Origin of the sequence: Streptomyces sp. P9-A4 (assembly GCF_036634195.1) — a bacterium.
GTDB lineage: Bacteria > Actinomycetota > Actinomycetes > Streptomycetales > Streptomycetaceae > Streptomyces.
This window is the reverse complement of record NZ_JAZIFY010000001.1, coordinates 3,004,899-3,028,886: the sequence shown is the minus strand read 5'-3', so window position 1 is coordinate 3,028,886 and position 23,988 is coordinate 3,004,899. Positions and strand designations below refer to the sequence as shown.

The following is a 23,988-nucleotide window of genomic DNA, read 5'->3' as shown; positions in this document are numbered from 1 at the left end:
GTACGGGGAACCCGTACGTACGCGACCCCCACGGAGACCGCCATGGCCGCCCAGCGGACACAGACCCTCGTCCTCATCGGCCACGGCATGGTCGGCCACCGGCTCCTTGAGGCCCTCGCCGAGCGCGGGGCGCTCGCCGACCCGGCCGTCCCCGACGGCCCCGGCTGGCGGGTCACGGTCCTCGCCGAGGAGGATGTGCCCGCCTACGACCGGGTGCACCTGTCCTCCGTCTTCACCGGCACCGACCCCAACCAACTCGGTCTCTCCACGCCGGAGTTCCTCACCGGCCACGGCATCGACCTGCGGCTCGGGGACCCCGCCGAGCACATCGACACGGCCGCCCGCACGGTCACCACCACCTCCGGCGCGGTCGTCGCGTACGACGCCCTGGTCCTGGCGGCCGGCTCGTACCCCTTCGTGCCGCCGATCCCCGGCGCCGACGCGCCCGGCTGCTTCACGTACCGCACGCTCTACGACGTCGACGCCCTCACCGCGTACGCCGAGCAGGCCCGTACGGGTGTCGTCATCGGCGGCGGCCTCCTGGGCCTGGAGGCGGCCGGGGCGCTGCGTACCCTCGGACTCGCCACCCACGTCGTCGAGTTCGCGCCCCGGCTGATGCCGCTCCAGGTCGACGACGGCGGCGCGGCGGCCCTGCGCGCCACCATCGAGTCGATGGGCGTGGCCGTGCACACCGGGGTCGGCGCCGCCGAGGTCGAGACGGACGGCGAGGGGCGGGCGCGCCACCTCAAGCTGTCGAACGGCGAGCGGCTCGCCGCCGACGTGGTGGTCTTCTCCGCCGGGGTACGGCCGCGCGACCGGCTGGCCCGCGAGGCGGGGCTCGCGGTGGGGGACCGCGGGGGAGTGGCGGTGGACGAACGCTGCCGTACGTCCGACCCCTACGTGTACGCCGTAGGGGAGTGCGCGCAGACCTCCGACGGGCGGGTGTACGGGCTCGTCGCCCCCGGCTACCAGATGGCGGAAGCGGTCGCGGACCAGCTCGCGGGCTCGGGCGCGACGGTGTTCACCGGCGCCGACACCTCCACGAAGCTGAAGCTGCTCGGCGCGGACGTGGCCTCCTTCGGGGACCCGTTCGCGGACGGCCGGGACGGCGGTCCCCGGGCCACCCAGATCGTGTTCTCCGACGGGCGCGAGGGCGTCTACAAGAAGCTGCTGCTCGGCCCGGAGGGGCAGCTGCTCGGCGGCATCCTGGTCGGCGACGCCGAGGCGTACGGCTCCCTCAAGCCGCACGCGGGGCGCCGCCTCCCCGCGCCGCCCGAGGCGTTCCTGCTCCCGGCCGGAGCGGCCGGGGCGCAGCCGCCCGGCGCGGACGCGCTCCCCGACGACGCCGTCGTCTGCTCCTGCCACAACGTGACCAAGGGCGCGGTGTCCGCGGCCATCGCCGAGCACGGACTGACCGATGTCGGCGGGATCAAGCGCTGCACCAAGGCGGGCACGGGCTGCGGCGGCTGTGTGAACACGCTCCGGGCCGTCCTCGACGCGGCGGGGGTGGAGCGGCGGAAGGGCCTGTGCGAGCACTTCCCCGAGCTGTCCCGCCCGGAGATCTACGCCCTCGTGAAGAGCGAGCACATCCGGTCCTTCACCGAATTGATGGAGCGGTACGGCTCCGGCCCCGCGAGCGCGCCCGCGGGCACCGGCACGGACGCCTCCGCGCAGGCTTCAGCGGACGCCTCCACGCATGCCGGCTCCGGCTGCACCGTCTGCAAGCCCGTCGTCGCCAACGTCCTCGGCACCCTCGCCCCCGAACTCGGCCTCCGGCACGTCCTCGACGGTGAGCAGGCCGCCCTCCAGGACTCCAACGACCTCTTCCTCGCCAACCTCCAGAAGGACGGCACGTACTCCGTCGTGCCCCGCGTCCCGGGCGGCGAGATCACCGCGGAGCAGCTGATCGCCATCGGTGAGGTGGCCCGCGACCACGGCCTCTACAGCAAGATCACCGGAGGTCAGCGGATCGACCTGTTCGGCGCCCGGAAGGAGGAACTCCCCGCCATCTGGCGGAAGCTGATCGCGGTCGGTTTCGAGTCCGGGCAGGCGTACGGGAAGTCGCTCCGCACGGTCAAGTCCTGTGTCGGGTCCCGGTTCTGCCGCTTCGGGCAGGGCGACTCCGTGCAGCTCGCGATCGACCTGGAGCTCCGCTACCGGGGCCTGCGCGCCCCGCACAAGATCAAGGGCGGGGTCTCGGGCTGTCTGCGCGAGTGCGCGGAGGCCCGCGGCAAGGACATCGGGGTGATCGCGACCGCCGGCGGCTGGAACCTGTACGTCTGCGGCAACGGCGGCACCAGCCCCCGCCACGCCGACCTGCTCGCCTCGGACCTTTCGGCCGCCGGGCTGTTCGCGCTGATCGACCGCTTCCTCATGTACTACGTACGGACCGGCGAGCGGCTCGAGCGGACCTCGGCGTGGCTGGAGCGGATCGGCGGCGGCACCGCGCACCTCAGGGAGGTGCTGATCGAGGACTCGCTCGGGATCTGCGCGGAGCTGGAAGCGCAGATGGACCGGCACGTCGCCGCCTACCGCGACGAGTGGCAGGCCGTCCTCGACGACCCGGCGGCGCTGGCCCGCTTCGAGCCGCACGTGGCCGGGGTGGAGTTCCTGGAGCCGGGCCGGGGCCGGGCCGCGGTGCTCGCGGACGGCACCGAGGCGGCGCTGTTCCGGGACGGCGACGGCGAGGTGTACGCGGTGGGCAACCGGGACCCGTTCACGGGCGCCGACGTCATCGCGAACGGGATCATGGGCAGCCGGGACGGGGTGCCGGTGGTGGCGTCCCCCCTGCACAAGCAGGAGTTCGACCTGAGGACCGGCGCCTGCCTCGACGACCCGGCGATCTCACTGCCGGTCCTGCCCGTCCCTCCGACCCGTCGCTGACAGGCCCCAGGTCCGCCGGACGGGCGACCAGACGCCCGCCCGTCCGGCGACCATCGGCACTCACGGACCCCCTGTCCCGCCGCGCAGCCTGGAAGGGCAAGCGAAGCCTCGGGAACGTCGAAGCCTCGGGAACGTCAGGGAAGTCAGGGAAGCGCCATGGGTTCCGTAGTGCACCCCGGAGCACACCGGGGCGCTGAAGCAGGCGGAGATGGAGTCCGGCGCGGTCACCGGTTTCACCTCGGCCATCGCCGCCCACGGCTTCTTCTTCATCCCGGCCCTGTTCGGCTCGGTGGCCGTGACCAGCGCGATGTGGGGCTTCGTCGCCTTCTACGTCAGCTGCATGGTCGTGACCTGGTGGTTCTACGCCCGTAAGAACGCCGAGGCACCCAGCTGAGCCCCGCTCCGCACCCCTCTCGGAAGGTCCCGCTCCGGTGGGGCCTTCCGGCGTTCCCGGCACAGGACCAAAGGCCGTCGACCGGTGACCAATGCCGACCGGGATGATCGATCAGAAGGAGTGCAATGGAGGTAAGCAACGACGCGATCGAATGACTCGAAGAGGGCGGTGCGGGCAGTGACTGCGACTCCTGCTGAGGCAACGGTGACCGAGCGGGCCTGGAAGGGCTTCAAGGGCGGACTCTGGCGCGACGCCATCGACGTCCGCGACTTCATCCAGCAGAACTACACGCCGTACGAGGGCGACGACTCCTTCCTCGCCGGCCCCACCGAGCGGACCACCGCCGTGTGGAAGGCCATCACGGACAAGTTCCCCGAGGAGCGCGCCAAGGGCGTCTACGACGTCTCGTACGACGTGCCCTCCACCATCACGGCCCACGCCCCCGGGTACATCGACCGCGACAAGGACCTGATCGTCGGCCTCCAGACCGAGGCCCCGCTCAAGCGGGCGATCATGCCCTACGGCGGCTGGCGCATGGTCGCCGGCGCCCTGGAGACCTACGGCTACCCCGTCTCCCAGGAGCTGGAGAAGGTCTTCACCGAGTACCGCAAGACCCACAACGCCGGTGTCTTCGACGCCTACACCCCCGAGATCCGCGCCGCCCGCAAGGCCGGCATCGTCACCGGACTCCCCGACGCCTACGGCCGCGGCCGCATCATCGGCGACTACCGCCGGGTCGCCCTCTACGGCGTCGACCACCTCGTCCAGGTGAAGAAGGAGGAGAAGGAGGAGCTCAACTCCCTCCCCGCCGGGAACCGTTCGCTCGAAGAGACCATCCGGCTCCGCGAGGAGCTGTCCGAGCAGATCCGCGCCCTCGGTGAACTCAAGGCGATGGCCGCCTCCTACGGACACGACATCTCCGGCCCCGCCACCACCGGCCGCGAGGCGATCCAGTGGCTGTACTTCGCCTACCTCGCCGCCGTGAAGGAGCAGAACGGCGCCGCGATGTCCCTCGGCCGCACCTCCACCTTCCTCGACGTCTACCTCCAGCGCGACATCGACGCCGGTCTCCTCACCGAGGAGCAGGCCCAGGAACTCGTCGACGACTTCATCATCAAGCTCCGCATCGTCCGCTTCCTGCGCACCCCGGAGTACGACGAGCTGTTCTCCGGCGACCCCACCTGGGTCACCGAGTCCATCGCCGGCATGGGCGAGGACGGCCGCCCGCTGGTCACCCGGACCTCCTTCCGCTACCTCCAGACCCTCTACAACCTCGGCCCGGCCCCCGAGCCGAACATGACCGTCTTCTGGTCGCCGCAGCTCCCCCAGGGCTTCAAGGAGTTCTGCGCGAGGGTTTCCATCGACACCTCCTCCGTGCAGTACGAGTCGGACGAGCTGATGCGCCCGCGCTTCGGCGACGACACCGCCATCGCCTGCTGCGTCTCCGCGATGCCCGTCGGCAAGCAGATGCAGTTCTTCGGCGCCCGGGTGAACCTCGCCAAGACCCTCCTCTACGCGATCAACGGCGGCCGGGACGAGAAGTCCGGCGCCCAGGTCGGCCCGTCCACCGGCGCCCTCACCTCCGAGGTCCTCGACTACGACGAGGTCATGGCCAAGTTCGACGAGCAGATGGAATGGCTCGCGAGCGTCTACGTCCACGCCCTGAACGTCATCCACTACATGCACGACCGGTACGCCTACGAGCGCATCGAGATGGCGCTCCACGACCGCGACGTGCGCCGCACCATGGCCTGCGGCATCGCCGGCCTCGCGGTCGCCGCCGACTCCCTCGCCGCCGTCAAGTACGCCAAGGTCAGCCCGGTCCGGGACGAGACCGGCCTCGCCACCGACTACGTCATCGAGGGCGACTACCCGGCATACGGCAACAACGACGAGCGCGTCGACGAGATCGCGGTCCGGCTGGTCGAGGAGTTCATGCGGAAGGTCCGCAAGCACCCCACGTACCGCGAGGCCGAGCACACCCAGTCCGTCCTGACGATCACCTCCAACGTCGTCTACGGCAAGAAGACCGGCAACACCCCCGACGGGCGCCGCGCCGGCGAGCCCTTCTCGCCGGGCGCCAACCCGATGAACGGCCGCGACACCCACGGCTACGTGGCCTCGGCCCTGTCGGTCGCCAAGCTCCCGTACGAGGACGCCGAGGACGGCATCTCGCTGACCAACACCGTCACCCCCGACGGCCTGGGCCGCACCCCCGAAGAGCGGATCAGGAACCTCGCGGGCGTCCTCGACGGCTACATGGCCAGCGACGGCTTCCACATGAACGTCAACGTCCTCAACCGCGACGTGCTGATGGACGCCATGGAGCACCCGGAGAACTACCCGCAGCTGACCATCCGGGTCTCCGGATACGCGGTCAACTTCGTCCGGCTCACCCGCGAGCAGCAGCTCGACGTCCTGAACCGCACCTTCCACGGCTCGCTCTGACCCACCCGGTCATGACGAGCGTCTGACCCGCGCGGCCCCGGGGCCCGGTCCCTCGACCCTCACCCGGGCCCCGGAGCCGCGCGCATCCCCCGCCCCCCACACCCTCGCTCCACCCCTTCCCGGAGGCCCTGCCATGGCCGTACTCCTCGGACCCGACATCCCGGTCCTGTCCGCCACCCCGGCCGCCGCGGCCACCCAGCGGCCCTCCGAGGGCTCGGTCCACTCCTGGGACCTCTCCACCGGCGTCGACGGCCCCGGCACCCGCTTCGTCACCTTTCTCTCCGGCTGCCCCCTCACCTGCCTCTACTGTCACAACCCCGACACCTGGAAGATGCGCAACGGCAAGCGGACCTCCGCCGCCGACGTGATCGCCGAGGCGAGCAAGTACGTCCGCTTCATCTCCGCCTCCGGCGGCGGCGCCACCATCTCCGGCGGCGAACCGCTCCTCCAGCCCGTCTTCACCGGTGAACTCCTCCACCGCATGAAGCACGAGCTCGGCCTCCACACCGCGCTCGACACCTCGGGATTCCTGGGTGTCCGCGCCACCGACGCCCTGCTGCGGGACACCGACCTGGTGCTGCTCGACATCAAGTCCTGGGACCCCGACACGTACAAGAAGGTGACCGGCCGGCCCCTCAGGCCCACGCTCGACTTCGCAAGGCGGCTCGCCGACCTCGGCCAGGAGGTCCATGTCCGCTTCGTCCTCGTCCCGGGCCTCACCGACGACCCCGCCAACGTCGAGGGAGTCGCCGCCTTCGCCGGGGGTCTCGGCAACGTCACCCGCGTGGACATCCTGCCCTTCCACAAGCTCGGCGAAGCGAAGTGGCAAGCACTCGCCAAGCCGTTCACCCTGCACGACACACCGTCCCCGAGCCCCGAACAGGTCGCCGAGGTCCGTGAGGTCTTCCGCGCCCACGGCCTGAACGCGATCTGAGGACCGGGCCGCCACGCGACGGGGCCGCCACGCGACCGGGCCGCCACAGGACCGGGCCGTCTCAGCACCGGGCCGGGCCGTCTCAGGGAGAGCCCGGAACGCCGTCCGGGCGAAGCCCTCACCCCAGAAGACTCCAAAACGGGGCAAAGGATTACGTACGGCCCTACCGTGGCCGCGTGACCGAGCCACCGCAGACCGCCGAGCCGACACCCCCGCCGGGCGACCCGGCCACCGGAACCGCCGTGAACGCCCCCGACCGGGGGAGTCCGCGAGACCCGGCGGCGGGCCTCCCGCCCCAGACCCCGGCAGCCGTCCGCCGCCGCGCCACCCTCGCCGGGACCGCCGTCTCCGTCCTGCTGATCCTCGCGATCGTCCTCGGCAGCCGCCTGCTCCGCGACTTCGACTCTGCCCTCCTGCCCTACGCCGTCGCCACCGTCTTCCTCGCCTTCGGCATCGCCTACCGCTACACGGTCTGGATCTCCGCCCCCGGCGCCCGCCGCCTCTTCCGCAAGGGCTGGGGCTCCTTCTTCTCCGCGGCGAACTTCCGCAGAGCGCCCACCGCGCTGCCGAAGATGATCGCCACCTACCTCGGCTTCCAGAAGTTCCTCGGCGCCCGCTCCCACGCCCGCTGGGCCGCCCACCAGCTCGTCTTCTGGGGCTGTCTGCTCGCCGCCGCGATCACCTTCCCGCTGACCTGGGGCTGGTTCACCTTCACCTCCTCCACCGGCTCGGGCCCCGGCTACGAGATGCGGATCTGGGGCCTCAAGATCATCGGCTTCGACTCGCTCAGCGTCTTCGGCTGGCTGATGTTCCACGGCCTCGACATCGCCGCCGTGCTCGTCATCTCCGGCGCCGCCTACTTCCTCTGGCGCCGCATGAAGGACCGCGGGGCCGTCACCGGCCAGCGCTTCGCCTACGACCTGGTGCCGCTGATCGCCCTCGTCGTCATCTCCGTGACCGGGCTGCTGCTCACCTTCTCGTCGATCTTCCTGCACGGCGGAGGCTACGAGTTCCTCGCGATCCTCCACATGGTGTCGGTGGTCTTCACCCTCATCTACATCCCCTTCGGGAAGTTCTTCCACATCGTCCAGCGGCCCGCCGCCGTCGGCATGCAGCTCTTCAAGTACACCTCCCGCCGCAAGGACGAGGAAGCCCTCGCCTGCCGCCGCTGCCACGAGCCCATCGACACCGCCCCGTACATGGCGAACCTCCAGGGCACCATGCGCGACCTCGACCTCGGCTTCGCCGAATGGGCCGAGTACTGCCCCCGCTGCAAGCGCGTCCTGCGCGGCAACGCCTACCTCGACCAAGTGAAGAAGGGCTTCAAGTGACCGCGACCGACCCCAGCCGGGCGCTGCCGCTCGACCCCTCTCTCGCCCCGCCCGGGACCCGTGACTTCCGCGACGCCGGTGGCATCCCCGCCGACCGGTGGCGCGCCGACCAGAACGGCGAGACCCTCGTCCCCACCCACTGCTGCTTCTGCGGCGTCCAGTGCGGCATGTACCTCCGCGTCGACCGCGGCGGCAAGGTCTTCGGCGTCGAGCCCCGCAACCACGACATCAACCGGATGCGGCTCTGCCCCAAGGGCATCAACGCCTACCAGCAGGTCAACCACCCCGACCGGCTCACCGCCCCGCTGATGCGCCTGGGCCGCGACGAGGAGTTCCGCGAGGTCAGCTGGGACGAGGCCCTCGACCACACCGTCTCCGAGATCCGCCGCATCCAGGGCGAGTACGGCAACGACGCCTTCGGCCTCCTCGGCGGCGCGAGCCTCTTCACCGAGAAGACCTATCTCGTCGGCAAGTTCGCCCGGGTCGCCCTGAAGTCCCGGCACGTCGACTACAACGGACGCCTCTGCATGGTCTCCGCCGCCGGCGCCAACAAGCTCGCCTTCGGCATCGACCGCGCCGGGAACCCCTTCTCCGACATCCTCCTCACCGACTGCCTGCTCATCGCGGGATCCAACGTCGGCGAATGCTTCCCCGTCATGACCCAGTACCTGTGGGGAGCCCGCGACCGGGGCGCCACCCTGATCGTCGTCGACCCGCGCGAGACCGCCGTCGCCCGCACCGCCGACGTCCACGTCGCCCTCAAGCCCGGCACCGACTCCGCCTTCTTCAACGCCGTCCTCCACGTCGTCGTCGCCGAGGGCCTCGCCGACGAGGCCTACCTCGCCGCCCACACCACCGGCTGGGCCGAGGTCAGGCAGACCGTCGCCGACTACCCGCCCGCCAGGTCGGCCGAGACCTGCGGCGTCCCCGAGGAGCAGATCGTCCAGGTCGCCCGCATGTTCGCCGGCGCGGGCAAGGCCATGGCCTGGCACGCCCGCGGCGTCGAGCACCACTCCCAGGGCGTCGAGAACTGCCTCAGCATCATCAACCTCTGCGTCGCCACCGGGAACATCGGCAAGCCCGGCGCCGGCTACGGCACCATCACCGGTCAGGGCAACGGCCAGGGCGGCCGCGAACACGGCCAGAAGTCCGACCTCCTCCCCGGCGGCCGCTCCATCACCAACCCCGAGCACCGCCGCCAGATCTGCGAGATCTGGGGCATCGACGAAGCCGAACTCCCGCCCGCCGGCACCTCCATGATGGAGATGGTCTGGCAGATGCAGCGCGAGGAGATCCGCGGCCTCGTCGGCATCTGCAACAACCCCTTCGTCTCGCTCCCGAACTACGCCACCGTCAAGGACGGCTACGACACCCTCCAGTTCCACGCCCAGTTCGACTTCTTCCTCTCCGAGACCGCCGCCAACGCGCACGTGGTCTTCCCCGTCACCGTCTGGGCCGAGGACGAGGGCGTCATGGCCAACGCCGAGGCCCGGGTCGTCAAGCACAACAAGGCCCAGGAACCCCCGGCCGGCGTCCGCACCGACACCTGGGTCATGTGCGAGCTGGCCAGGCGGCTCGGCGCCGGCGACAAGTTCGAGTTCCCCGACTCCCGCTCCGTCTTCGAGGAACTCCGCATCGCCTCCGCCGGAACCGTCAACGACTACTACGGCATCACCTACGAACGCCTGGAGGAGACCGGCGGCATCGCCTGGCCCTGCCCGACCACCGAGCACCCCGGCACCCCCCGCCTCTTCGAGGACGGCGGCAGCTACCACCCCGACGGCAGGATCCATCTGCAGGTCGTCGAATGGCACCCGCCGATGGACCCGTACAGCGAGGAGTACCCCCTCTCGCTCACCACCGGCCGCACCGTCGCCCACTTCCTCTCCGGCAACCAGACCCGCCGCCTCGGCGCCCTCGTCGAACAGACCCCCCGCCCCTGGGTCGAGGTCCACCCCTCCCACGGCTTCCGCAACGGCGACCCCGTCCGCGTCGTCACCCGCCGCGGCAGCGAGGTCCTCCCGGCCCTGGTCACCGAGGCCATCCGCCCCGACACCGTCTTCATCCCCTACCACTGGCCCGTCCCCACCTCGGCCAACGCCCTCACCATCGACGCCCTCGACCCCCGCTCCAAGATCCCGGAGTACAAGGTCTGCGCCGCCCGCATCGAGGCCGCCGAACGCATCGACGAGGTCCCCGCCCCGCCCACGGCCCCCGGCCAGCAGGCCTACCCGGAGACCCAGGTCTCCCGCACCGACCCGCTGCCCCCCACCTCCCCCCAGGGCCGCGGCACCGCGGAGAGGAGCTGACCCGCACATGATGGGCCGCACGATCTTCATCGACCCGGGCCGCTGCATCGGCTGCCAGGCCTGTGTCTCCGCCTGCCGCGAATGCGACTCCCACCGCGGCAAGTCGATGATCCACCTCGACTACCCCGACGAGGGCCATTCCGTCGCCTCCCTCCCGACCGTCTGCATGCACTGCGAGGACCCCGTCGCCCCCTGCGCCGAGGTCTGCCCCGCCGACGCGATCCTCGTCACCGCCGACGGCGTCGTGCAGCAGGCCGACACCACCCGCTGCATCGGCTGCGCCAACTGCGTCAATGCCTGCCCCTTCGGCGTACCGAAGATCGACCTCCAGGCGAAGCTGCAGATGAAGTGCAACCTCTGCTACGACCGCACCGCCTACGGCCTCGCCCCGATGTGCGCCACCGTCTGCCCCACCGGCGCCCTCTTCTACGGAACCCTCGAAGAGCTCCAGGCCGAACGCCCCGGCGTCCAGGTCGCCGACTCCTTCACCTTCGGCACCACCACCGTCTCCACCGGAGTGGCGATGGTCGTCCCCGCCGACCGGGTCCAGTGGCCGGTACCCGGCGGCCTGCCCGTCGTCGAGATCAATGGAAGGGATGTCCGTTGAGCGTCACCGACCCCCAGCCGCCCGCCTCGGACCCCCACTCCGACGCGGCACAGGCAGCGCTCCACGACCGGATCGCCGCCGACGCGCTCACCTCCCGCCGCGACTACCTGCGGATCGTCGCCACCGTCTCCGGCGGCCTCGCCGTCGGCGGTGTCGCCGTCGCCTCCGGCATCCTGCACCGGCACGGCGACAGCGACGGGGCGCCCGAGCCGAAGAAGGTCGCCGACCGGATCGAGCCCGGCGAGTCCCTCGCCTTCCGCTACCCCGGCGACGGGGATCGCGCGGTCGCCGTTCGCCTGGACGACGGCACCCTGGCCGGCTACTCCGCCGTCTGCACCCATCTCGCCTGCGCCGTGCTGTGGCGCAAGGAGCGGGGCAGCGAGGGCGAGCTGTACTGCCCCTGCCACGAGGGGATCTTCGACGCGCGGACCGGCGAGGTCACCGCTGGACCCCCGCCCCGCGCCCTGCCGAAGGTGCTGCTCGTGGAGCAGGTCGACGGCAGCGTGTGGGCGATCGGCACCGCCCGCTCGGGCGAGAGCGCCAGGGACGGCCTCTGCCGCGAGCAGGGCGACGCCCTCCGTATCTGCCGAAGCGCCGCCGGCCCGGAGCGGAGTGAGCGCACATGACCGAGAGCCCGTTCCCCCGGGACCCGGAAGCCCCGACGACCCCGGCAGCCCCCAAGACCCCGGAAGCGGCGGCGGCTCCGGCCGTCCCGGAAGCCGCTCCTCCCCGCCCCGTGTACACCCCCGGCAGCGCGCAGCCGCGCCTGAACCGCCCCGTGCGCGAGCGATACCCGCAGATCCGCGCCACCAGCGGATACGGCGACCCCCGGATCACCCGCACCGGGCCGGGTCCCGGGGCCGGCACGGAGCAGGAACCCGAGCGCTCCGCCAAGCTGACGGCCCGGCTGACGCTGGCGCTCACGGTGGTCATCGGCCAGCTCTGGGGGCTGACCATCGTGGTGGACGAGTGGATGACCGGCGACACCGGCACCGCGTGGTGGGGTGCGGGCTTCCTCGTCCTGTCGTTCCTCGTCGTGCTCGGCCTCTGGGTCGTCGACCCGAAGGACCGCTGATGCGGTGACCCGGCGACCCGCTGACCCGCAGTCCCACCGGCGTACCCTGGAGGTATGAGCACCGCCCCCGCCCACGGACCGCGAGACGCGAAGCGGCCCGGCGTAACTTCCAGCCCCGAGAACAGTCCGAAGCCGAGACTCGTCTTCGACGATCCGCTGGATCGGCAGTCCGCGGACGACACGGACCGTGGATGGGGCGAGCGGCCTCCGGCCGGTGGCGACAGCGCCGCCGACCTCGCGCGCTTCCTCGACGAGAAGCCGCCGCACCACCTCTGATCCCGGCACGGGGTGCCGGTCAGGAGGTGGGGTGCGTCCCCGATCCACCGCCCGCGCCCGAACCGGCGCCCGTTCCCGTGCCCGACGAGGGTCCGCGCTGCGAGACGAGGTGGTCGCGGATCTCCTTGAGCACCTCCAGCTCGCTGATCTCCATGGTCTCCGCGACGCCCTCCTTCGCCTTGTCGTGCGCGGCGCGCTTCGCGAGGATCTTCGCCATCGGCAGGACCATCAGGAAGTAGACGACGGCCGCGGTGATCAGGAAGCTCAGCACGGCGCTGAGGACCAGGCCCCACTGGAGCTGGACGCCCTGCACCTCCCCGTTGACCACCTTGCACGTGCCCTTGATGCAGGACGCGTAGCTCTCCAGGTCCTTGGTGCCGAAGGCGCCGACGATCGGGTTGATGAGGCCCTTGACCACCGAGTTCACGATGTTCGTGAACGCGGCACCGATGACGACCGCCACCGCCAGGTCGATCACGTTGCCGCGCATCAGGAAGGCCTTGAAGCCTCCCAGCAAACTTTCCTTCTTGTCGGCCACCGAGGTGCCTTTCGTCGCTTGTGTTGCAGGGTGCGGAGCCATTAGGCCGTGAAGGGCGCATAGGCGTCCAATCCGTACACACGGAACGGTGACTTGACAGAGCGTCAGTGCTAATCAGCACACTGTCACCGCCAGTTGGGATGTGACACCGGCACCTGCGAGGGCCGCCGCCGTCGCCCGTGGCACGGACAGGACGACGAGCGCCCCTCCGTCCGAACGAGTCTCACCCGGGTGTGGAACTTCGGCCACTCGGGCGCCCGTCGCGACCACTCGCGCCTCACCCGCCCCGCCGAGCGTCGAGTTGGGAGCGGCGATCACATCGACCCGGTCGCCGGGACGCAGCAGCCGTACGGTCGCGGCGTCGGCGATCCGCACCGGGACCGACACCGGCCGGACGACCACGGGCGGCCGGGCGCGAGCGGCGACGGCGGTCGCCGGGGCCTCCGGCCGTGGACCGCCGCCCCCGACGGCCAGGGCCACGGCCGCCAGGGCCAGCAGCACGGCGGGCAGGTGCCGGCCCCGTCGCAGCGCCCTGCGCAGCCGGTGCCGGGTGCCCCGCACCCGTAGCGGCTCGAAGAACGGCACCACGCACGGCGCCGGCACGGGCGAGGGAAGACCGGCTGGTGAAAGACAGGAAGAGGGAGAAGAAGGAAGGGAAGGAGTCGTCATCGTGGCCGCCGTCGTCCTGGTCGGGAGTGGGATCGGCTCCCACTCTCCCGGCCCCGCCTCCTGCCCGCTCCGGCCTGGGGACCACCCCATGCCTGTGGACAACTCCCTCACCCCCCAGGGGGGTTTACGGCAGCTCGATCCCCAGATCCCAGCCGTCGTGCGCGTGGGTGCACAGGCAGTCCCGGTCCAGCGTCGCCGGCAGGGCGCCGACCGCGTCGAAGAGGACCTCCCGCAGGCGGCCCACGTTCTCGCCGAACACCCGCAGCACCTCGGTGTGGGAGACGCCGTCGCCGGTCTCGGCGCCCGCGTCCAGGTCGGTGACGAGCGCGAGGGAGGTGTAGCAGAGGCCCAGTTCACGGGCGAGGACGGCCTCGGGGTGCCCGGTCATGCCGACCACCGACCAGCCGGCCGCCGCGTGCCACCGGGACTCGGCCCGGGTGGAGAAGCGCGGCCCCTCGATCACGACCATGGTGCCGCCGTCGACGGGCTCCCAGCCCCGCCCCCGTGCGGCCTTGACGGCGACCCGCCGCCCGTCCGGGCAGTACGGGTCGGCGAAGGTGACGTGGACGACGCGGGGTGTGGCGCCGTCGGCCCGGCGTACCCCGTCGAAGTAGGTCTGCTCGCGGTGCTTCGTACGGTCGACGAGCTGGTCGGGGACGACGAGGGTGCCGGGCCCGTACTCCTCGCTCAGCCCGCCCACGGCGCAGGGCCCGAGGATCTGCCGTACCCCCACGGACCGCAGGGCCCAGAGGTTGGCGCGGTAGTTGACGCGGTGCGGCGGGACCGTGTGGCCGCGGCCGTGGCGGGGGAGGAAGGCGACCCGGCGGCCGGCGATCTCACCGAGGAAGAGGGAGTCGCTGGGGCTGCCGTAGGGGGTGTCGACGGAGACCTCCGTGACGTCCTCCAGGAAGGAGTAGAAGCCGGAGCCGCCGATCACACCGATGTCCGCGTACGTGTCTTGGGTCGCCATGGCGGCCACCCTATGCGGGGCACCGGGAAACGCCGAGGCCCCGTCGCGAACGACGGGGCCTCGTACGAGAACCGTAGGAACCGGCCTTGGTCAGGCGGCCGAGGTCGAGCTTCCCGCGCTCGACGACGACGAGCCGCTCGACGACGAAGACGCCGTCGAAGAGGAACCGGACGACGAGCTCGAAGCGGCCGGCTTCGCGTCCGAAGAGGACGCCGACGAGGTCGAGGACTTCGACGCGGCCGGCGAGCTGCTGGACGACGAGCCGCGGCTGTCGTTCCGGTAGAAGCCGGATCCCTTGAAGACGATGCCGACGGCCGAGAACACCTTCTTCAGGCGGCCCTTGCACTGGGGGCACTCGGTCAGCGCGTCATCGGTGAACTTCTGCACCGCCTCGAGGCCCTCGCCGCACTCGGTGCACTGGTACTGGTAGGTCGGCACTTGTCTTCCTCCTGGCACTCACACTCATCGAGTGCTAACGACGATCCATACTGACGTATTCCGCGGGATCAGTCCACCGCCACCGGCACGCGGTGACCGACACCACGCGCCGCGACGCGGCTCGTCTCGCGCGGCCTGAGGCGCGACCGCAGGGCCAGGAGCGTGGCCAGGGCCAGCGCCGTGCCCACCATCGGGACCAGGAATCCGGTGCTCGCGCCGTGGGCGTCGGCGAGGCGGCCGGCCACCGTGACGGCCGCGGCCTGGCCGAGCGCGACGGCGCCGGTGAGCCAGGTGAAGGCCTCGGTACGGGCGGACGCCGGGATCAGGGTCTCGACGATGGTGTAGCCGGTGATGAGGGCGGGGGCGATGAACAGACCCACGACCAGGCCCAGGGCGCCGAGGAGCAGCACCGAGTGGGCGGTCCACAGCAGGGACGCGGCGACGGTGAGGCCGGCGTAGCCGAGGATCAGCCGGCGGCGGGGGCCGGACTTCCAGGCGACGGCGCCCATGGCGATGCCCGCGAGCATGTTGCCCGCGGCGAAGACGCCGTAGAGCAGGCCGTTGGCGCCGGGGTTGCCGATCTCCGCGGTGAAGGCGGTGAGGGAGACCTGCATGCCGCCGAAGACGGAGCCGATGCCGAGGAAGGCGACGATCAGGACCCGGACGCCGGGGATGGAGAGCGCCGAGCGGTGGGGTTCGGCGGCGTGGGCCGAGGAGGCGCCGAACGCGGGCTGGGTGGCGCGCTGGGCGGCGAAGAAGAGCCCGCCGACGAGGGTGAGGGCGGCCTCGGCGATCAGGCCGGCGGCCGGGTGGACGCCGGTGCACAGGGCGGTGGCGAGGACCGGGCCGACGACGAAGGTGAACTCGTCGGTCACGGACTCGAAGGCGGCGGCCGTCGGCATCAGCGGGGTGCCGTCGAGCTTGGCGGCCCAGCGGGCCCGGACCATCGGCCCGACCTGCGGCACCGAGGCACCGGCCGGGACGGCCGCGAGGAACAGGGCCCAGAGCGGGGCGCCGCCCAGCGCGAGCGCCACGAGCAGCGAGACGGACGCGGTGTGGACGAGGACGCCGGGGATCAGGACGGCCCGCTGGCCGAAGCGGTCGGCGAGCTTGCCGCTCTGCGGGGCGAACAGCGCCATCGAGACGCCGGTGGCGGCGGCGACCGCCCCGGCGCTGCCGAAGGAGCCGGTGGTGTGCTGGACGAGCAGGACGATGCCGATGGTCAGCATCGCGAAGGGCTGCCGGGCGGCGAAGCCGGGGAGCAGGAAGGACAGCGCACCGGGGGTGCGCAGGAGCTGCCCGTAGCCGGGCCGCTTGTCGGAGATGACCGTGGATGCCACGGTCCTGGCCTTTCTGCCGCCTGGTAGCGCGCCCCGGCACGGTGGTGCGGGTGTCGCCGAGAGCTGTCCTCATGCGCGTTACTGCGGTAGATACCGGGCCGGCCCCACTGAGGAGGGGCGCCGCGGCCGCCATACGGTCGCGCCAGCTCTGCGTCAGGCAGAGTTGGTTCGATCAAGTGTGCCTTCATGGTACAGGGAGGAGCGTCCTCCCGCCTGGGAAAACGCTCCCTCCCTTGAATTGATGCCTGGGATCAACCGGATGTTCGTCTGTGCTGCTCGCTGTGGCGGTGGAACCGCTGTGCCGCGCCCGAGGGGGCCGAGGCCGCGGTGGCCCCGCTGGTGCCCAGCCAGCCGGCCAGCTTGCCGCCCTGGCCGACCGCGCGCAGCCGCCGCTCGGTGGCGTCCCGTACCGGATCGGTCGCGACGACGAGGAGTTCGTCGCCGTGCCGCAGGACGGTCGCGGGGCCCGGTACGAAGCTGGTGTCCTCGCGCACGACGAGGGTGACGGCCGCTCCGGCGGGGAGGCGCAGTTCGGCGACCTCGACGCCGTGCATCCGGGAGTGCTCCGGGACGGCGACGGAGAGGAGATGGCCGCGGAGCCGTTCCAGGGGCGCGGATTCGACGCCGAGGTCGGCGGCCTCGCCGGAGTCGCCGAGCTTCAGCGCCTTCGCCAGCCAGGGCAGGGTCGGGCCCTGCACGAGGGTGTAGACGACGACGAGCACGAAGACGATGTTGAAGATCCGTTCGCTGCCCTCGATGCCCGACACCATCGGGATGGTGGCGAGGATGATGGGGACGGCGCCGCGCAGGCCGGCCCAGGACATCAGGGCCTGTTCCTGCCAGGGGATGCGGAAGGGCAGCAGGCTGACCAGGACTTCCATCGGCCGGGCGACCATCGTCAGGACCAGGCCGATGACGACGGCGGGCCAGAAGTCGTGGCCCAGCTCGTGCGGGGTGACGAGCAGGCCGAGCAGGACGAACATGCCGATCTGGGCGATCCAGCCGAGTCCCTCGGCGAAGCCGCGGTTCGCGGGCGCGTGCGGCAGCTTGGCGTTGCCGAGGACCATCGAGGCCAGGTAGACGGCGAGGAATCCGGAGCCGTGGGCCATGGCGCCGGCCGCGTACGCGACGACGGCGATGGCCATGACGGCGATCGGGTAGAGGCCGGAGGCGGGCAGCGCGATGTGACGCAGCCCATAGGCGCCGAGGAAGCCGACGGTGAGGCCGACGGCGACGCCGATGGCGAGTTCGAGGGCGATCGTGCCGACGAGGACGTACCAGTGGTCGACGGGTCCGGCGGTGGAGAAGGCGACGACGAGGATCACGACGGGGGCGTCGTTGAAGCCGGACTCGGCCTCCAGGACACCGGTGACACGGGACGGCAGGGGCACCTTGCGCAGGACGGAGAAGACGGCGGCGGCGTCGGTGGAGGAGACGACGGCGCCGATGATGAGCGCCTGACGCCAGTCGAGGCCGACGAGGTAGTGGGCGGCCGAGGCCGTGATGCCCACGCTGACGGCGACGCCGACGGTGGAGAGGACGACCGCGGCGGGAAGGGCCGGCTTGATCTCCTTCCACTTCGTGCCGAGGCCACCCTCGGCGAGGATCACGACAAGGGCCGCATAGCCGATGACCTGCGTGAGTTCCGCGTTGTCGAAGGCGACGTTGCCGATGCCGTCCTGGCCTATGGCGATGCCGATGCCGAGGTAGAGCAGCAGGCTGGGGAGCCCGCTCCGGGACGAGATCCGTACGGCCGCGACCGCGATCAGCAGCACGAGTGAGCTGATGAGCAGGAGTTCGTTGAGATCGTGGACAGTCAGTGGCCGGTCCTTCCCCTCACATGCAGCTGGATCGTTCCTCCAGCGGCCGGTACTTCGTTACCTTACCTAATCTTTAACGCTTTCTTGACGCGCTCTTTGCATCTCGTCGCTCATCAGTACGGTTCTCTTCCTGACACCGCGTCCGGGTCGTCCGGACGCTGCGCCTAAGGTTGCTCCCGTACTCCAGGACCACCCTGCCCCTCGAAGGACAGCGATGCCCTCCAACACGACCGCGCCTCCCGCCAAGAAGAAAGGGCGGCGCGCCCGCCTGATCCTCCTCGTCCTGGTCCTCGCCCTGGTCGCGGGCGTCGGATACGGCGGGTACTGGGGTGTGAGCACCGTCCGGACCTCGTTCCCGCAGACCACGGGCGAGATCCGGCTCGACAGGCTCTCCGGCGAGGTCGAGGTGAAGCGGGACGCGAACGGCGTTCCGCAGATCTACGCGGACAACGAGACGGACCTGTTCCGCGCCCAGGGCTACGTCCAGGCGCAGGACCGCTTCTACGAGATGGACGTCCGGCGGCACGTGACCGCGGGCCGGCTCTCGGAGATGTTCGGCGAGAGCCAGGTCGAGACCGACTCCTTCCTGCGCACGCTCGGCTGGCGCCGGGTCGCGCAGCAGGAGTACGACTCGGTCCTCTCGCCGGAGACGAAGAAGTACCTCCAGGCGTACGCGGAGGGCGTCAACGCCTATCTGAAGGACCGGGACCCGGCCGGCATCTCCGTCGAGTACGCGGCCCTGGCCCTCACCAACGACTACGCGATCGAGCCGTGGACGCCGGTGGACTCGGTGGCCTGGCTCAAGGCGATGGCGTGGGACCTGCGCGGCAACATGCAGGACGAGATCGACCGCTCGCTGATGACGAGCCGGCTGAGCGCGAGCCAGATCAAGCAGCTGTACCCGGAGTACCCGTACGCGCTGCACCAGCCGATCATGGACCGGGGCGCCGTCGACGAGTCGACCGGGAAGTTCGACCCGAAGGCCGGCGGCGGGGACGACGAGGGTGACGGGGTCACCACCGGCGACACCCAGGGCGACGGCTCCGGCGCGCAGTCCCAGCTCGGGGCGCTCTCCGAGGTCCTGGACACGATCCCGGCGCTGCTCGGCCCCAACGGCAACGGCATCGGCTCGAACTCCTGGGTCGTCTCCGGGAAGCTCACCACCTCCGGCAAGCCGCTGCTCGCCAACGACCCGCACCTCGCGCCCCAGCTGCCGTCCCTCTGGTACCAGATGGGTCTGCACTGCCGCTCGGTCTCGGCCACCTGCCGTTACGACGTCGCGGGCTACACCTTTTCCGGCATGCCCGGTGTGATCATCGGACACAACGACAAGATTGCCTGGGGTCTCACCAACCTCGGCGCCGATGTGACCGACCTCTACCTGGAGAAGATCGGCCCGGACGGCTACCTCGTCGACGGCAAGGTCAAGCCCTTCACCAGCCGCGAGGAGACCATCAAGGTCGCCGGCGGGGAGGACCGGAAGATCACCGTCCGATCCACCGGCCACGGCCCCCTCGTCTCCGACCGCTCCTCCGAACTGGAGACGGTCGGCCAGAAGGCCCCCGTCGGCAACGCCGCCCCCGACCGCGGCACCGGCTACGGCGTCTCCCTCCAGTGGACCGCCCTCCAGCCGGGCAGGTCGATGGACGCGATCTTCGCCCTCGACCGCGCCAAGGACTTCGACTCCTTCCGGGCCGCCGCGAAGAACTTCGAGGTCCCCTCGCAGAACCTGATCTACGCCGACACCGAGGGCAACATCGGCTACCAGTCCCCGGGTAAGATCCCGCAGCGCGGCACCGGCGACGGCACCCTGCCGGCACCGGGATGGGACTCCAGGTACCGCTGGAAGGGCTACATCCCCTTCGCGCGGCTGCCCTACGAGTACAACCCCGAGCGCGGCTACATCGTCACCGCCAACCAGGCCGTCATCGACGAGAAGGCCTACCCCGACCTGCTCACCAAGGACTGGGGCTACGGCTCGCGCAGCCAGCGGATCAACGACCTCATCGAGTCGAAGACCAAGGACGGCGGAAAGATCTCGCCGGACGACATGCGGACCATGCAGACCGACAACCGCAGCGAGATCGCGACCCTGCTCAACCCGCTGCTGCTGAAGATCGACATCTCCGACCCGTACGTCCGCGAGGCGCAGAAGCTCCTGGAGGGCTGGGACTACACCCAGGAGCCCGACTCGGCCGCCGCCGCCTACTTCAACGCGGTCTGGCGCAACGTCCTCAAGCTGTCCTTCGGCAACAAGCTGCCCAAGGAACTGCGCGCCGAGGGCGACTGCATCAACGTCCGCCCGGCCGAGGCCACCGGCCCGGTCGACGAGCAGAACAAGCTCGTACGGGAATGCGGCGAGCGCGACCCCGACTCGGCGCAGCCGGACGGCGGCGACCGCTGGTACGAGGTCGTCCGCCCGCTCCTGAAGCAGGAGAAGAGCGAGTGGTGGACCACCCCCGCCAACCGCCTGGACCCGGCCACCGAGACCCGTGACCAGCTGCTCGCCCGCGCCATGAAGGACGCGCGCTGGGAGCTGACCGCCAAGCTCGGCAAGGACGTCTCCACCTGGAGCTGGGGCCGGCTGCACCAGCTGACCCTGAAGAACCAGACCCTCGGCACCGCCGGACCCGGAGTCGTGCAGCAGCTCCTCAACCGCGGCCCGTGGAACCTGGGCGGCGGCGAGGCGGCCGTCGACGCCACCGGCTGGAACGCGGCCGGCGGCTACGACGTGATCTGGGTGCCCTCGATGCGCATGGTCGTCAACGTCGGCGACTGGGACAGGTCCCGCTGGATCAACCTGACCGGCGCCTCCGGGCACGCCTTCCACTCGAACTACACCGACCAGACGGACGCCTGGGCGAAGGGCGAGCTCTACGACTGGGCGTACGGCAAGGCGGCCGTCGACGCGTCGACGAAGGACACACTGGTCCTCAAGCCGTAGGGGCCGGACGGAAGCGGGTGACCCCCTCGGGGGTCACCACCGCGTGAACGGGGTGGTCGTGGGGTTCCTCCGGGACCCGGGCGACCACCTCGTCCGCGTACAGGAGCACCACCAGGGCCGGATCCACGCCCGCGCGTGCGAGCCGGGCGAGCACCCGGTCGTACGAGCCGCCGCCGCGGCCGAGCCGCATCCCGCGCCCGTCGACCGCGAGACCCGGCAGCAGGACGGCGTCGGCGGCGCACACGGCCTCGGGGCCGAGCCGGGGGCCGAGCGGTTCGAGCAGTCCCCGGCCGGCCTTCGCGAGCCGCCCCGGACCCTCGTACGCGGCCCAGTCCAGGTCGTTGTCGGGGAGCAGGACGGGGAGCAGGACCCGCACCCCGCGCGCGTGGAGCGCGTCGAGCAACGCGCGCGTGCCCGGTTCGCGGCCGACCGACACATAGGCGGCGACCGTGGACGCCTGGGAAAGTTCGGCCAGTTCCAGTCCCTGACGGGCGAGGGAACCGGCCGTGTGCGCCAGGGAATCGGCGTTCAGTGCGGCGCGGGCGGCCAGAAGCCGACTGCGCAGCACGGTCTTTTCGGACATCTCAGGTGTCATGACGGCCTCATGGGTATCCGTGGAATTCTCGTAACTGTGTTTATCCGGAGGAAGTTAATCAAAGGCACATCTTCCTCTCATTTCGAACGGCTAAGGTGCACCGCATGAATCAGTCGCTTCCCAGGCTCGGCCGGATCAGCAAGGCTGTCATCCCGGCCGCCGGCCTCGGCACCCGCTTCCTCCCGGCGACCAAGGCGACGCCCAAGGAGATGCTGCCGGTCGTCGACAAGCCGGCCATCCAGTACGTCGTGGAGGAGGCCGTCGCGGCCGGTCTCTCCGACGTGCTGATGATCACCGGCCGGAACAAGCGTCCCCTGGAGGACCACTTCGACCGGAACTACGAGCTGGAGGAAGCCCTGAGCCGGAAGGGCGACGCCGAACGCCTCTCCAAGGTCCAGGAGTCCAGCGACCTCGCCACCATGCACTACGTCCGCCAGGGCGCCCCGCGCGGCCTCGGCCACGCCGTCCTGTGCGCCGCCCCGCACGTCGGCGACCAGCCCTTCGCGGTCCTCCTCGGCGACGACCTCATCGACCCGCGCGACCCGCTGCTCGCGCGGATGGTGGAGGTCCAGGAGCGGGAGGGCGGCAGCGTGATCGCCCTCATGGAGGTCGAGCCCTCGCAGATCCACCTGTACGGCTGCGCGGCGGTCGAGGCGACCGTCGACTCCGACGTGGTGAAGGTGACGGACCTGGTCGAGAAGCCCGACGCGGGCGAGGCGCCCAGCAACTACGCGATCATCGGCCGGTACGTACTGGATCCGGCCGTCTTCGGGATGCTGCGGGAGACCGAGCCGGGCCGCGGCGGCGAGATCCAGCTGACCGACGCCCTGCAGAAGCTCGCCTCCGACGAGAAGATCGGCGGCCCGGTGCACGGGGTCGTGTTCAAGGGCCGCCGCTATGACACCGGTGACCGCGGGGACTATCTGCGTGCCATTGTCAGACTCGCGTGCGAACGTGAAGATCTGGGACCGGACTTCCGGGCCTGGCTCCGGAGATACGTCAGCGAGGAGATGTAGCACCTTGAGCAGCAGCACGGCACCGTCCCACGACGACCACGAGCACGGCCACGGAGACGAGGAGAAGCCCGCCGACCCCTGCGCGGGCCCCGCGCGCGGTCTGTGGTCGGTGGACGAGCACCTGGCCGACATCCTCGCGACCGTCGGCCCGCTCGAACCCATCGAGCTGCAACTCCTCGACGCCCAGGGCTGCGTCCTCGTCGAGGACGTGACGGTGCCGGCCGCGTTGCCCCCCTTCGACAACAGCTCCATGGACGGGTACGCGGTGCGGGTCGCCGATGTCGCCGGTGCCACGGAGGAGTTCCCCGCCGTCCTCACCGTCATCGGCGACGTCGCCGCGGGCGCCGGAGGCCTCCCCGAGGTCGGCCCCGGCCAGGCCGCCCGGATCATGACCGGCGCCCCGCTGCCGCCCGGCGCCGAGGCCGTCGTCCCCGTCGAATGGACCGACGGCGGTACGGGCGGCGGCGCGGCCACCGGCATGACCGCCGCCAGCACCGCCCCCGAGGGCGCGGCCGGCGAGGTCCGGGTGCACCGCGCCGCCGAGGCCCGCGCCCATGTCCGCGCCCAGGGCAGCGACGTCCGCGCGGGGGAGCTGGCCCTCGCGGCCGGCACCGTCCTCGGGCCCCCGCAGATCGGGCTGCTCGCCGCGATCGGGCGGGGCACCGTCCGGGTGCGGCCCCGCCCCCGGGTGGTCGTCATGTCCACGGGCAGCGAGCTGGTCCAGCCCGGCGAGCCGCTGGGCGAGGGCCAGATCCACGACTCCAACAGCTTCGCGCTCGCCGCGGCGGCCCGGGACGCGGGCGCGCTCGCGTACCGGGTGGGCGCGGTCGCCGACGACGCCGAGTCGCTGCGCGCCACCGTGGAGGACCAGCTGATCCGTGCGGACCTCATCGTGACCACGGGCGGGGTGAGCGTCGGCGCGTACGACGTGGTGAAGGAGGCGCTGAGCGCGGACGGGCAGGTCGACTTCCGCAAGCTGGCGATGCAGCCGGGCAAGCCGCAGGGCTTCGGCGCGGTCGGGGACGAGCAGATCCCGCTGCTCGCGCTCCCGGGCAACCCGGTCTCCTCGTACGTCTCCTTCGAGCTGTTCGTCCGCCCCGCGATCCGCGCCCTGATGGGCGTCGAGGACCTGCACCGGCCGCGGGTGCGGGCGGAGCTGGCCGGGGACAGGGCGCTGTCCTCGCCGGCCGGGCGCAGACAGTTCCTCCGGGGGAGGTACGACCCGGAGGCGGGCACCGTCACCCCGGTGGGCGGCGCCGGCTCCCATCTGATCGCGGCCCTCGCGCACGCGGACTGCCTGCTCGTGGTCCCGGAGGAGACGGTGAGCGTGGAACCGGGCGCCGAGCTGGAAGTGGTCCTCCTCGGCTGAGGGGGCGAGGGTGGGGGTACGGTGTCGTCCCA

General features: G+C 71.3%; 20 protein-coding genes. 13 read left to right on the top strand and 7 right to left on the bottom strand.

Features of this window, described 5'->3' with window-relative positions; genetic code table 11:
- Positions 1–42: 42 nt before the first annotated feature.
- The 10 genes from nirB to V4Y03_RS13540 all read left to right on the top strand — a co-directional run bounded on the left by nirB (position 43) and on the right by V4Y03_RS13540 (position 12,257).
- Complete coding sequence (nirB, locus tag V4Y03_RS13585) at positions 43–2,883, top strand: nitrite reductase large subunit NirB (RefSeq protein ID WP_332435086.1); 2,841 nt, start codon at positions 43–45, stop codon at positions 2,881–2,883.
- Positions 2,884–3,091: 208 nt separating this feature from the next.
- On the top strand, positions 3,092–3,277 hold the full coding sequence (locus tag V4Y03_RS13580) for a hypothetical protein (RefSeq protein ID WP_332435085.1): 186 nt from the start codon (positions 3,092–3,094) through the stop codon (positions 3,275–3,277).
- A gap of 177 nt (positions 3,278–3,454) precedes the next feature.
- Complete coding sequence (gene pflB / locus V4Y03_RS13575; protein ID WP_443079783.1) at positions 3,455–5,725, top strand: formate C-acetyltransferase; 2,271 nt, start codon at positions 3,455–3,457, stop codon at positions 5,723–5,725.
- 133 nt (positions 5,726–5,858) lie between these two features.
- A complete protein-coding gene (gene pflA, locus V4Y03_RS13570; protein WP_317876105.1) occupies positions 5,859–6,659 on the top strand; it encodes a pyruvate formate-lyase-activating protein in 801 nt (266 codons plus the stop codon).
- Positions 6,660–6,901: 242 nt separating this feature from the next.
- Positions 6,902–7,990: an MFS transporter gene (locus V4Y03_RS13565; protein ID WP_332437172.1), complete on the top strand. Its 1,089-nt coding sequence runs from the start codon at positions 6,902–6,904 to the stop codon at positions 7,988–7,990.
- Positions 7,987–10,299: a molybdopterin oxidoreductase family protein gene (locus V4Y03_RS13560; protein ID WP_332435083.1), complete on the top strand. Its 2,313-nt coding sequence runs from the start codon at positions 7,987–7,989 to the stop codon at positions 10,297–10,299. Before V4Y03_RS13565 ends, V4Y03_RS13560 begins: the two co-directional genes overlap by 4 nt.
- A 7-nt stretch (positions 10,300–10,306) precedes the next feature.
- Positions 10,307–10,906, top strand: a complete 600-nt coding sequence (locus V4Y03_RS13555) for a 4Fe-4S dicluster domain-containing protein (protein WP_056554403.1) — start codon at positions 10,307–10,309, stop codon at positions 10,904–10,906.
- A complete protein-coding gene (locus V4Y03_RS13550) occupies positions 10,903–11,532 on the top strand; it encodes a QcrA and Rieske domain-containing protein (protein ID WP_317876107.1) in 630 nt (209 codons plus the stop codon). The genes V4Y03_RS13555 and V4Y03_RS13550 overlap by 4 nt, the downstream gene beginning before the upstream one ends.
- Positions 11,529–11,981: a hypothetical protein gene (locus V4Y03_RS13545; protein WP_332435082.1), complete on the top strand. Its 453-nt coding sequence runs from the start codon at positions 11,529–11,531 to the stop codon at positions 11,979–11,981. Before V4Y03_RS13550 ends, V4Y03_RS13545 begins: the two co-directional genes overlap by 4 nt.
- Before the next feature lie 54 nt (positions 11,982–12,035).
- Positions 12,036–12,257 (top strand): hypothetical protein, encoded by a 222-nt coding sequence (locus tag V4Y03_RS13540; protein ID WP_317876109.1) that lies wholly within the window; start codon positions 12,036–12,038, stop codon positions 12,255–12,257.
- A 19-nt stretch (positions 12,258–12,276) separates the two neighbouring features.
- On the opposite strand, the gene mscL is transcribed toward V4Y03_RS13540, so the two are convergent.
- The 6 genes from mscL to V4Y03_RS13510 all read right to left on the bottom strand — a co-directional run bounded on the left by mscL (position 12,277) and on the right by V4Y03_RS13510 (position 17,987).
- Positions 12,277–12,795, bottom strand: a complete 519-nt coding sequence (gene mscL, locus V4Y03_RS13535; RefSeq protein WP_317876110.1) for a large conductance mechanosensitive channel protein MscL — start codon at positions 12,793–12,795, stop codon at positions 12,277–12,279.
- Between the two features lie 114 nt (positions 12,796–12,909).
- Complete coding sequence (locus V4Y03_RS13530; RefSeq protein WP_332435080.1) at positions 12,910–13,398, bottom strand: hypothetical protein; 489 nt, start codon at positions 13,396–13,398, stop codon at positions 12,910–12,912.
- A 190-nt stretch (positions 13,399–13,588) separates the two neighbouring features.
- Positions 13,589–14,434 (bottom strand): S-methyl-5'-thioadenosine phosphorylase, encoded by an 846-nt coding sequence (locus V4Y03_RS13525; RefSeq protein ID WP_317877017.1) that lies wholly within the window; start codon positions 14,432–14,434, stop codon positions 13,589–13,591.
- A 90-nt stretch (positions 14,435–14,524) separates the two neighbouring features.
- The gene (locus V4Y03_RS13520; protein WP_317877016.1) at positions 14,525–14,872 is read right to left on the bottom strand and encodes an FmdB family zinc ribbon protein; all 348 of its coding nucleotides are present in this window, start codon (positions 14,870–14,872) and stop codon (positions 14,525–14,527) included.
- A 68-nt stretch (positions 14,873–14,940) separates the two neighbouring features.
- Positions 14,941–16,212 (bottom strand): MFS transporter, encoded by a 1,272-nt coding sequence (locus V4Y03_RS13515; RefSeq protein WP_317877015.1) that lies wholly within the window; start codon positions 16,210–16,212, stop codon positions 14,941–14,943.
- 251 nt (positions 16,213–16,463) lie between these two features.
- Positions 16,464–17,987: a potassium/proton antiporter gene (locus V4Y03_RS13510; RefSeq protein WP_317877014.1), complete on the bottom strand. Its 1,524-nt coding sequence runs from the start codon at positions 17,985–17,987 to the stop codon at positions 16,464–16,466.
- A gap of 259 nt (positions 17,988–18,246) precedes the next feature.
- On the opposite strand from V4Y03_RS13510, the gene V4Y03_RS13505 reads away from it, so the two are divergent.
- On the top strand, positions 18,247–20,976 hold the full coding sequence (locus V4Y03_RS13505; RefSeq protein WP_332435078.1) for a penicillin acylase family protein: 2,730 nt from the start codon (positions 18,247–18,249) through the stop codon (positions 20,974–20,976).
- On the opposite strand, the gene V4Y03_RS13500 is transcribed toward V4Y03_RS13505, so the two are convergent.
- Complete coding sequence (locus V4Y03_RS13500; protein WP_317877012.1) at positions 20,966–21,571, bottom strand: 5-formyltetrahydrofolate cyclo-ligase; 606 nt, start codon at positions 21,569–21,571, stop codon at positions 20,966–20,968. The genes V4Y03_RS13505 and V4Y03_RS13500 overlap by 11 nt on opposite strands.
- A gap of 104 nt (positions 21,572–21,675) precedes the next feature.
- Here V4Y03_RS13500 and galU point away from each other — a divergent pair, with 104 nt between their 5' ends.
- Positions 21,676–22,587: a UTP--glucose-1-phosphate uridylyltransferase GalU gene (galU, locus tag V4Y03_RS13495; protein WP_317877011.1), complete on the top strand. Its 912-nt coding sequence runs from the start codon at positions 21,676–21,678 to the stop codon at positions 22,585–22,587.
- Positions 22,588–22,687: 100 nt separating this feature from the next.
- Positions 22,688–23,956 carry a molybdotransferase-like divisome protein Glp gene (glp, locus tag V4Y03_RS13490; protein ID WP_332437171.1) on the top strand — a complete coding sequence of 423 codons (1,269 nt, stop codon included), beginning with the start codon at positions 22,688–22,690 and terminating at the stop codon, positions 23,954–23,956.
- Positions 23,957–23,988 lie beyond the last annotated feature (32 nt).

What these genes read in the sequence shown, in the direction of transcription:
- V4Y03_RS13525 (WP_317877017.1), bottom strand. Translation starts at nt 14,434, where the DNA reads ATGGCGACCCAAGACACGTACGCGGACATCGGTGTGATCGGCGGCTCC.
- V4Y03_RS13500 (WP_317877012.1), bottom strand. Translation starts at nt 21,571, where the DNA reads ATGACACCTGAGATGTCCGAAAAGACCGTGCTGCGCAGTCGGCTTCTG.
- galU (WP_317877011.1), top strand. Translation starts at nt 21,676, where the DNA reads ATGAATCAGTCGCTTCCCAGGCTCGGCCGGATCAGCAAGGCTGTCATC.
- V4Y03_RS13545 (WP_332435082.1), top strand. Translation starts at nt 11,529, where the DNA reads ATGACCGAGAGCCCGTTCCCCCGGGACCCGGAAGCCCCGACGACCCCG.
- V4Y03_RS13555 (WP_056554403.1), top strand. Translation starts at nt 10,307, where the DNA reads ATGATGGGCCGCACGATCTTCATCGACCCGGGCCGCTGCATCGGCTGC.
- V4Y03_RS13505 (WP_332435078.1), top strand. Translation starts at nt 18,247, where the DNA reads ATGCCCTCCAACACGACCGCGCCTCCCGCCAAGAAGAAAGGGCGGCGC.
- nirB (WP_332435086.1), top strand. Translation starts at nt 43, where the DNA reads ATGGCCGCCCAGCGGACACAGACCCTCGTCCTCATCGGCCACGGCATG.
- V4Y03_RS13580 (WP_332435085.1), top strand. Translation starts at nt 3,092, where the DNA reads ATGGAGTCCGGCGCGGTCACCGGTTTCACCTCGGCCATCGCCGCCCAC.
- pflA (WP_317876105.1), top strand. Translation starts at nt 5,859, where the DNA reads ATGGCCGTACTCCTCGGACCCGACATCCCGGTCCTGTCCGCCACCCCG.
- V4Y03_RS13540 (WP_317876109.1), top strand. Translation starts at nt 12,036, where the DNA reads ATGAGCACCGCCCCCGCCCACGGACCGCGAGACGCGAAGCGGCCCGGC.